The organism is Streptococcus sp., from assembly GCF_019414905.1.
Taxonomy (GTDB): domain Bacteria; phylum Bacillota; class Bacilli; order Lactobacillales; family Streptococcaceae; genus Streptococcus.
Genome location: NZ_DXLC01000290.1, coordinates 1 through 8,924 on the forward strand (window position 1 = coordinate 1; position 8,924 = coordinate 8,924).

The 8,924-nt window shown below is 39.0% G+C and carries 11 protein-coding genes; 3 read left to right on the plus strand and 8 right to left on the minus strand.

Going from position 1 to position 8,924, the window contains the following annotated elements:
• Positions 1-87 precede the first annotated feature (87 nt).
• The 4 genes from QZ359_RS08790 to QZ359_RS08805 all read right to left on the minus strand — a co-directional run bounded on the left by QZ359_RS08790 (position 88) and on the right by QZ359_RS08805 (position 1,866).
• Positions 88-288: a hypothetical protein gene (locus QZ359_RS08790; protein WP_084862665.1), complete on the minus strand. Its 201-nt coding sequence runs from the start codon at positions 286-288 to the stop codon at positions 88-90.
• Positions 289-298: 10 nt separating this feature from the next.
• On the minus strand, positions 299-964 hold the full coding sequence (locus QZ359_RS08795; RefSeq protein ID WP_293965886.1) for a hypothetical protein: 666 nt from the start codon (positions 962-964) through the stop codon (positions 299-301).
• Between the two features lie 127 nt (positions 965-1,091).
• A complete protein-coding gene (locus QZ359_RS08800; RefSeq protein WP_261043977.1) occupies positions 1,092-1,559 on the minus strand; it encodes a hypothetical protein in 468 nt (155 codons plus the stop codon).
• A 121-nt stretch (positions 1,560-1,680) separates the two neighbouring features.
• On the minus strand, positions 1,681-1,866 hold the full coding sequence (locus tag QZ359_RS08805; protein WP_000909283.1) for a hypothetical protein: 186 nt from the start codon (positions 1,864-1,866) through the stop codon (positions 1,681-1,683).
• A gap of 150 nt (positions 1,867-2,016) precedes the next feature.
• Here QZ359_RS08805 and QZ359_RS08810 point away from each other — a divergent pair, with 150 nt between their 5' ends.
• From QZ359_RS08810 to QZ359_RS08820, 3 genes are all read left to right on the plus strand, one after another.
• Positions 2,017-2,466 (plus strand): helix-turn-helix transcriptional regulator, encoded by a 450-nt coding sequence (locus QZ359_RS08810; protein ID WP_261043976.1) that lies wholly within the window; start codon positions 2,017-2,019, stop codon positions 2,464-2,466.
• Between the two features lie 115 nt (positions 2,467-2,581).
• Complete coding sequence (locus QZ359_RS08815; protein WP_261022719.1) at positions 2,582-3,559, plus strand: Abi family protein; 978 nt, start codon at positions 2,582-2,584, stop codon at positions 3,557-3,559.
• A gap of 433 nt (positions 3,560-3,992) precedes the next feature.
• On the plus strand, positions 3,993-5,156 hold the full coding sequence (locus tag QZ359_RS08820) for a site-specific integrase (protein WP_261043975.1): 1,164 nt from the start codon (positions 3,993-3,995) through the stop codon (positions 5,154-5,156).
• 156 nt (positions 5,157-5,312) lie between these two features.
• On the opposite strand, the gene rpsD is transcribed toward QZ359_RS08820, so the two are convergent.
• From rpsD to QZ359_RS08840, 4 genes are all read right to left on the minus strand, one after another.
• Complete coding sequence (gene rpsD / locus QZ359_RS08825) at positions 5,313-5,924, minus strand: 30S ribosomal protein S4 (RefSeq protein WP_000092756.1); 612 nt, start codon at positions 5,922-5,924, stop codon at positions 5,313-5,315.
• 194 nt (positions 5,925-6,118) lie between these two features.
• Positions 6,119-7,171, minus strand: a complete 1,053-nt coding sequence (locus QZ359_RS08830) for a HAMP domain-containing sensor histidine kinase (RefSeq protein ID WP_261231433.1) — start codon at positions 7,169-7,171, stop codon at positions 6,119-6,121.
• Complete coding sequence (locus QZ359_RS08835; RefSeq protein WP_049544544.1) at positions 7,171-7,866, minus strand: response regulator transcription factor; 696 nt, start codon at positions 7,864-7,866, stop codon at positions 7,171-7,173. Before QZ359_RS08835 ends, QZ359_RS08830 begins: the two co-directional genes overlap by 1 nt.
• 123 nt (positions 7,867-7,989) lie before the next feature.
• The coding region (locus QZ359_RS08840; RefSeq protein WP_293965887.1) for a fibronectin-binding SSURE repeat-containing protein at positions 7,990-8,924 on the minus strand (935 nt) is incomplete at its 5' end.

Sequence of the window (8,924 nt, forward strand, 5' to 3'; positions counted from 1 at the left end):
TCTCGATGGTTTAAATAAAGCAGTAAGCCAATCAATACCACCATAAAGATTACCGATTGTGTATTGGTCAAATCTAGTTCATTCATGTTATGCCCTCGCTTTGTAATTCTTGATGTATTCCACTTGATCAGTTCGCTCCATCTTCAAAAACTCATCCACCTCTTCGGTACTTACCTTTCTATCTACAAAATCAGCAATAAACTGGAAGAGATTCGGATTTCTCTCCTTGATTTCAGCCATTTGTTTATCAAATTCTGCTTGTGTCATGTTGTCTAGGTCTAGTGTCATTTTATTGCTCCTAATCAATCATCATTCCACGAGTATATAAGGATGAGTCTGTCCATGAATCCAAAACGTTCTTTTTCCCTCGTTTTTTCTTTGCGATATCAACCGCAATGACTTCCCATACATAATTCAATAATTGGCTTTGTTCCATTGGGTAGGGATTTTCTTTAGTTATTTCAGCTAGGTAAGTGTTTAAGAAAAGAAATCCATCAAAGTTGGAAAGTAGCTTTATAAACTTAGTATCACCCCAATAATTTCTGTAATAAGACTCTTCTCGTTCTTCTAGTTCTCCTATTACTTCAGCAACTACTCTCTGTTTCATCCTTTCCGTCTGTTCCTTAAGTGTTTCCTGTTGTTCACGGTATTCTGTGCTAGTTAGTTCATTGTAGACATCATCCAAGTCGTTCAATACTCTACTGATTTCTCTTTTAGCTAATGCAGTTTCAGCCCCTACAAGGCTTTCTTGTATTTCTTCTAAATTTGTTGAAATAGCTTCTAATTTATCTGCTATCATGTTTTTCCTCCGTTGGCCTTTTAATGGTTGTTTACTATACAGGATTGACACCACTCCAAACGCTGGGCTATTGCCCCAAGTTGGCGAACGCTTGGAAGTGATGACCAGTTTAAAGAGTTGGCGCTCTATGCTTTTCAAAATCTTTTCTAATTGCTTGCCTGCCATTAGTTGTTATTGATTGAATAGTTTATTTTTGTTATAATTGAGATATAGAAAAAATATCTATATTCTTAATCCAGTCGCTTGCTCTCCTCGACCAAAATTTGAGCAAGTGACTTTTTTGTTGTCGTTTTTAATCTTCATGTCTAGGTTTTTTATAAATCAGTTGACGGCTTTCCACTAACTCAGCGATAAAAGATAGGTTATTGGCCGTATTCTCTATCAAGTCGTCAAGTACCCCTTTATTTTCAGGTAATGCCATAGCTTCAGCCACACTCACGGCATCATCTAGCCATGTTTTAAATTCTTTAAAGTTCATTTCTTTAGCAGTAAAACCTTCTGGTTTTGATTCCAAATCATCCTCCAATACTTTAAAATGTAAGAATGGTTTTGTTTCGTAGCTTTCGCCTTTTTCGTAAAGTGATTTAATACGGTCAAATAGTTTTGTCAATGCTACGTCGCTGGTGTACTCAACAGTGATTTCACCGTGTCCATTGTAAGTTGTTTCTTCAACGTCGGTGATCATACGAATTTCTTCGCCCAATGCTCTAGCGATACCGTGGTTAGTTGTTTGTGCTTGATATACTTGTGTGTTGTTCATGTTGTTTTCTCCTTTATGTTCTAGGTCGGATATTTCTTCCGAGCAGGTCAATCCCCAGTGGTAAAGCACCACATGAGAAACTTGTAAATGTATTGAAGTATTGCGATCGGGTCGCTCCTTTCTAATAATCTTCTGCAAGCCACTGCATGGCCTTTTGGTAAATACTCGGCTTTACTTCGCCACCGTCTCGGATTTTTCGATAGGTAACTTGTGTAACTCCGATTTCTTCGCCTGCTTGCTTTGCAGTCAATTTCTTGTCTGCCTGCTTACGGCGAATCGCTTTTGCTTGTGTTGAGGTAATAAGCAATGAAGTTTCTCCTTTCTTGTGCTAACCATTTGTTAGCTTGGTTGTAGTATAGCGTATTTATTGTTAGCTGTCAATAGTTAAATAACAAAAAGTGAATTTTTTGTTAGCTTTTTGTTGTTTTGTGATATAATTAAAATTGAGGTAATATGCATGAACAGACTAAAAGAATTGAGAAAAGAAAAAGGCGATACACAAGAGGTAGTCGCTAAAGCTATGGGCGTAACTCGGAGAGGGTACCAAAAATGGGAAAATGAAGAAAGCCAAATCAAACCAGAGAAAGCAAAACAATTAGCTGACTACTTCGGGGTGAGCGTAGGATACTTGCTAAATTACTCAAATAATAAAAAAGACCCATTTGATGGTTACATTCCAACACCAAGAGAGTATCGCTCATGGCAAGAATTTGACTATATGCAATTGTCAAAAACCGATTTAGATTTTTATGACTATGAAAAATTAAGAAAGCATCTTGAACCATTTGCTCTAGAATTGATGCTTAACTACTTTTTCTGCACCGATGATGAAAGAGAACTGCTTAGAACTATTGCAAAAAAATTCGCAAAGAAAGATGCAGTATCATTTAAAAAAAATAACGATTAATAGCACCCCTTCCCCACTCTCTATTGTGCAAAAACGGGGGAAATTGAAGAATATAAAGCCGATTTTACAGACTAAAGCGCAAAATTGGCAAAATTGACAAATAGAAAGGAGAATCATGAGCGAAAAAGGGAAAAGCATCGACGGCCTGATGCGTCATATTAGAAAAAGTCATAAAATTAAAATAGAGGGGAGTTCTCAAAAAAGAACTCTCAGAAATATAGGATATTACCACGGTTACAAGGCTTACAGATTTGTTCGTAAAAAGAATAATTTACTTAGTTTTACAACTTTTGATGAAATCAAAAAAACTTATAATTTCGATAATACATTAAAGGCGCTATTATATCCTGAAGTTATGAAAGTTGAAACAGCAATCAACAATTACACGCTCGAAGTTCTTGTAACAGATTCCGATATTTACATGGATTCTATCTTTAAGCAAAAATTGAATCACTTCGATGATTTTCCAAAAAACTCAAAAGAGTATAAGAAAGAAATGGGTAAATTTCTAAATCTACGTCGTAATATGGAAGGCACAATAGCAAATAATTACACTAAAAGTTCCATCATTCAGCATTATGTCCATCAAAATAAATCAATACCATTCTGGGCAATTTTTGAGCATACTACAATGGGAGACTTAGGGAGTATTATTGAGAGACTAAATAATCACACCCGCCGTAAAATTCAAGAAGATTTAGGCTGTTTAGACACTAGTCTAGATACCAATCTTGAATTACTATCCAAACACATCTTCATTATTAAAGATTTACGCAATGCAATCGCTCATAATAACGTTGTTTTTGATTGTCGTTTTAATACTTTTAAAATTAAGGGCATGATCATTAAACACCTTGAGAAACATACTAAAGTTAAAAATATAAACTTCAAAACAATTACTGATTATGTAATTTTGATTGCTTATTATTTAAAACTACTACGTTTTAGTAAGGTAGAAATACGGAGTTTCATTACTCGTTATGAAAAAATAATTAAAGAGTATTCTCAAACTATCAAAAACCCCCACGATGTCCATTTAATCCTTGGAGTAGATAGTTTCGCAAAAATAAAGCTATTTTTAAAAAATCTATAAATTTTCGATGTTTTTGTTGCAAAAAATGTAACTTATTGATACAATAGTAACTATTAATCGCGATAACGTTTTTCGGAACTTATCTAAAAACATCGGACTTAAAACACCGGTGTTTTTTTTATTTTGTAAAACTTTCTAAAAAGTGATACCATAATTCTTAATCGTAAAAGAAACCCTATGGGTTACACTGCTCTATACCTGTATCTCTATATAGGTCAGGGTTACAACAAGAAATTAAGTGTATCAGCTTTTTAGTCGGTACACTTTTTCTATTGCCCATATAAGCCCCATATCCGCCTTGTTTCATGCTCTGACATTATTTACCGTCTGACTGCTTAAAATCGGAAATAAAGGGGTTCTCGTAATCCCTCGCATGGTATAAACTCAAAATCTTTTCTAATTGCTTGCCTGCTGATGGAAAAGGAGTAAAACCATGAAGATTACAGAATACAAAAAGAAAAACGGGACTATCGTATATCGCTCAAGCGTGTATCTTGGAGTTGATAAACTGACTGGAAAAAAGGCTAGAACTACAGTTACGGCCAAAACAAAAACAGGCGTTAAAATCAAGGCAAGAGAGGCCATTAACGCTTTTGCAAACAATGGATATAGTGTAAAGGAAAAACCAACCATTACAACCTATAGGGAGCTAGTCTCTTTATGGTGGGAGAGTTACAAGAATACAATCAAACCAAACTCCCAGCAATCCATGGAGGGGATTGTGAGACTTCATATTTTGCCCGTATTCGGCGATTACAAGCTAGACAAGCTTACTACTCCTGTTATTCAGCAACAGGTCAATAAGTGGGCTGACAAGGCCAATAAAGGCGAAAAAGGGGCATATGCAAACTATAGCTTCCTAAACAATATAAACCGCCGTATTCTCCAGTATGGAGTTACAATGCAAGCGATCCAACACAACCCAGCTAGGGATGTCATTATCCCACGTAAGCAACAAAATAAGGAGCATAAGGTAAAGTTTTTCAGCAATCAGGAACTTAAACAGTTTCTAGACTACCTGGATAACCTAGACTTATCTAGTTATGAAAATCTCTTTGACTACGTGCTTTATAAAACATTGCTGGCTAGTGGTTGCCGTATCGGTGAGGCTTTGGCTCTTGAGTGGTCTGATATTGACCTTAAAAAAGGTATTATCAGCATTTCCAAGACTCTGAATAGATACCAAGAAACAAATACACCTAAGTCTAAAGCTGGTCTAAGAGAAATTGATATTGATAAAGCTACAGTTTCCCTACTCAAGCAATATAAAAAACGTCAACAAGTCCAGTCATGGCAACTAGGACGGTCTGAGGGTATTGTATTTACCCCTTTTACCACAAAATACGCCTATGCTTGTCTACTAAGAAAAAGACTACAAGGCCACTTTAAAAGCGCTGGTGTTCCTGATATTAGTTTCCACGGCTTCCGACACACCCATGCTACAATCATGCTATATGCTGGTATAGAGGCCAAAGACTTGCAATACAGATTAGGTCACTCTAATATCTCTATGACTTTAAACACTTATGTCCATGCTACCAAAGAGGGAGCAAAAAAAGCCGTCTCAATCTTTGAATCGGCTATCAGCAATCTATAAATAATAAGGGTGTCCCATTTTGGGGCTACCCTCTTACTATACCTAAAATTGGTTAAGGGTAACTAAAAGGGTAGTAAAAATAAAAAAAGCACTGAGGGAAAACGCCCCAAAGTGCTTAATATCAAGGCTCTAAAGCCTATCTGATTCAATAAAATATTACAACATTTTGTTGTAGAATTCAACGACAAGTGCTTCGTTGATTTCTGGATTGATTTCATCGCGTTCTGGCAAGCGAGTCAATGAACCTTCCAATTTTTCAGCATCGAATGATACGAATGCTGGACGTCCAAGAGTAGCTTCTACTGCTTCAAGGATAGCTGGAACTTTCAATGATTTTTCACGAACTGAGATCACTTGACCTGGAGTTACGCGGTATGATGGGATATCAACGCGTTTTCCGTCAACAAGGATGTGCCCGTGGTTTACGAATTGACGAGCTTGACGACGAGTAGTCGCAAGACCAAGACGGTAAACAACGTTATCCAAACGACGTTCCAAAAGAAGCATGAAGTTGAAACCTAGGATTCCGCCTTTGATTTTTGTAGCTTGTACGAACAAGTTACGGAATTGTTTTTCACCTACACCGTAAGTGAAACGAAGTTTTTGTTTTTCAGCCAATTGCAAACCGTATTCTGACAATTTTGAACGGTTGTTTGGTCCGTGTTGTCCTGGTACGTAGTTACGACGTGCCAATTCTTTACCTGTACCTGTAAGTGAAAGGCCAAGGCGACGAGCTTGTTTCCAAGATGGTCCTGTATAACGTGACATGTGAATGTCCTCCTGATATAAATAATATTTCGGTGGAAATAGTCACTTAGAAAGCCCTGATTCGTGCAGATGCCCTTCGCCTAAACAGCCAAGGTTACTTATCATAAGACACCTGTTGACGAGCTTCATGCTTTCCTGCTGATATTTCGCACAAGATCCATTCTACCATGAATGGCTAGATTTGTAAAGGGGTTTTAAGCTTTATTTTCACTGCCAGAGAGATTGAGAAGGAGGGTAAAGGTACTTCCTAGACCGTACTGGCTGCTGACTGTAATTTCCCCACCCAATTGATGGGCCAATTCACGCGCAATCGCAAGCCCTAAGCCATGACCACCTGTTTTCATGTTACGCGAAGTTTCTACACGATAAAGGCGTTTGAAAATATTCTCCAAGTCCTCTGGAGCAATACCCTGCCCCTCATCGGTCACACTGATTAAAAGCTGGTTCTTCTCCAGCTTAGCCACCACTTCCAACTTTGTCCCTGGAGCAGAGTATTTAAAAGCGTTATTGACCAAATTCACCAAGATACGAGAAAGCTTGGCATAATCTCCTTCAATCCGGGCAGACTCTGGAATTACCTGCAAATGGACATCTCGCTCCTCCTGCTCAATCAAGAACTGAAATTCACTCATGCACTCAATCAAGAGCTGGTCCAGAAAAATGCTGTCCTTGCTGGCAGTTTCCACCTGATTTCTAGCTGTGTTTAGGGTCAAAAAATTCAACTCCTCAACCAGTTTATTGAGTCTTTCAGTCTGGCGTCCAATGGTTGCTAGATAATGGTCCTGTTCTCCTTCCTTGATAACCCCGTCCAAAATCCCTTCTACCGTCGCTTGGATTGAAGTGATGGGGGTCTTGATATCATGCGAAAGTTGAGCAATCATCAAGCCCTTTTCTCGTTCGCTTTCTTCCAAGGAATCAAAGGTGGCCTGCAAATCATGGGACATTTCATTGAAAGCTTGGCCTAATTGTTGAAATTCTACAGGGCCTTGAACCTCCAGATTTGAAGGAAAATCCTTGTCCGCTACCCGCTTGGCATGTTCCTTGAGTTTGCCCAGTGAAGTAAAGACCGGCGATAGGAGAAAGAGACTAATCCCAGCACCGATAATGCTGGCAACGATGGTCATTCCAAGCAGAAAGTAAATCTCGCTTTTCTCAATCAGCATTTTTTGAACAGCCCAAAAAACCACGATAATCGTTAGGAGTGTTGAAATGACATACCCCACTAAAATATAACTTTTTAATTTCATTAACTACCTCGTGCTTTCTCAATTTTGTAGCCCAAGCCCCAGACGGTTTTTATAGTAGGCGTTTCTGCGCTGGCATGTTTAGCCAACTCCTGTCGAAGAGCATGAATATGAACATTCAAAGTATTGGTATCATCTACGTAGTCTTCTTGCCAGACCTTTTCATAGAGATCTGTCTTAGAGAAAACCCGCTCTGGATTGCTGGCTAAAAGCCATAGAAGTTCGAAGGATTTGACTGTCAAATCAAGCGCCACATCTCCGACTTGAACCTCATGGCTACCGTGATTCATCCGTAAATCCCCGAGACTGACGACCTCTGTCTCACCTCCACGATGAAGGCGACGCAAGATATTGTGGACACGCAAAACCAGCTCACGAGGGCTAAAGGGCTTGGCAATAAAATCATCTGCCCCCAAGCTTAGGCCGTAAATTTTATCCTGCTCACTGGTTTTAGCCGTGATAAAGAGAAAAGGCTGATCCGGAGATTGATACTGAACCTCACTAATCAAATCATAACCATCCATCCGAGGCATCATGATATCTGTAATAATCAAATCAATCGGCTTTCGCTTGAAGATTTCTAAGGCCTCTACTCCATCATGAGCCACCAAAACCTGATATCCTGCCTGAACCAGATAGCGTTGATGAATATCTGTGATTTCTACCTCGTCGTCAACGAGTAAAATTGTCTTTCCCATCTGTCTCTCCTTTGAAAAAAACAGTGCTATACCACAATAGTATAACACTATTTTAATCGCTTTACGAACATTCTAATCGATATCTGGATTTTTCAAATCCTAGATAGAAAGTCTGTAACTAGACTAGTCATTTTCCTCTTTTTTAGCTTTAAAACTGAGTCCGCCTAGCAGGCCGGCCAAAGCTAATCCAAAGAATCCAAGAGTAGCCATTGATGTTTGAGCTTCACCAGTATATGGAAGCATGTCTTTTTGATCTTTCATTTGATCAGCCATCATTGGACTTGATACCTTGTTAGTAGCTGACATCTTGCCTTCATCAGACATTTTACTTGAGGCTGCTGGAGCTTGATCTTGTTTCATGCTTGGTGTTGCCATAGGCTGGCTGGCATCCATGGTTTTGTCCTGCTCTTTGTTAGGCATCATCTTATCTTGGCTAGCAGCTGGCATTTTAGATTTCATATCATCTTGATTGGCACTAGGCATTTGAGCGTTCATCTTAGACGCATCTTGATGACTATTCATCATTGGAGCCGGCATAGCTGAACCGTTAGAAGATGGGACGAAACCTGACTGCATCGGAATCATAGACTGATGTCCATTCAAGTTCACTGTCAAATCCTTAGTCGCTACGAGGTTGCTCAAATCAGCCTTGCCATCTTTAGCACCGTAAACTTTGATGGTAGCTTTATAGCTTTGAGTGCCGTTTTGTTTCAACAAGTCAAGAAGTTCTTTGTCTGATTTGCCTTGAGTACCTGCTAAGTCCACTTCATAGAAGTAGAGGCCTTTGCCCAATTTTTCTACTGGTGGAAGAGCGGGGTTTTTAGCCGAACCATTGTCTGACCATGGGGCCTTGTCTGATGCTTTCAAGATAAGGCGAGTTAACATACCGTCACCAGCGAAGAATTCATATGGAATGACTTGGTTGACGCCAGCTGTGAATGGACCTGGGAAGTTGGCTTTATCAAGGTAGCTAGCTGGAACATCTACTGTGTCTTTAGTGTTGTCGGCTACTCCTTTTTGCACTTCAGCTGGGGTAGTCAAGCCATTCAAGTTCACTG

What these genes read in the sequence shown, in the direction of transcription:
- QZ359_RS08820 (WP_261043975.1), top strand. Translation starts at nt 3,993, where the DNA reads ATGAAGATTACAGAATACAAAAAGAAAAACGGGACTATCGTATATCGC.
- QZ359_RS08795 (WP_293965886.1), bottom strand. Translation starts at nt 964, where the DNA reads ATGGCAGGCAAGCAATTAGAAAAGATTTTGAAAAGCATAGAGCGCCAA.
- QZ359_RS08790 (WP_084862665.1), bottom strand. Translation starts at nt 288, where the DNA reads ATGACACTAGACCTAGACAACATGACACAAGCAGAATTTGATAAACAA.
- QZ359_RS08810 (WP_261043976.1), top strand. Translation starts at nt 2,017, where the DNA reads ATGAACAGACTAAAAGAATTGAGAAAAGAAAAAGGCGATACACAAGAG.
- QZ359_RS08830 (WP_261231433.1), bottom strand. Translation starts at nt 7,171, where the DNA reads ATGAAATTAAAAAGTTATATTTTAGTGGGGTATGTCATTTCAACACTC.
- QZ359_RS08835 (WP_049544544.1), bottom strand. Translation starts at nt 7,866, where the DNA reads ATGGGAAAGACAATTTTACTCGTTGACGACGAGGTAGAAATCACAGAT.
- QZ359_RS08800 (WP_261043977.1), bottom strand. Translation starts at nt 1,559, where the DNA reads ATGAACAACACACAAGTATATCAAGCACAAACAACTAACCACGGTATC.
- QZ359_RS08815 (WP_261022719.1), top strand. Translation starts at nt 2,582, where the DNA reads ATGAGCGAAAAAGGGAAAAGCATCGACGGCCTGATGCGTCATATTAGA.
- rpsD (WP_000092756.1), bottom strand. Translation starts at nt 5,924, where the DNA reads ATGTCACGTTATACAGGACCATCTTGGAAACAAGCTCGTCGCCTTGGC.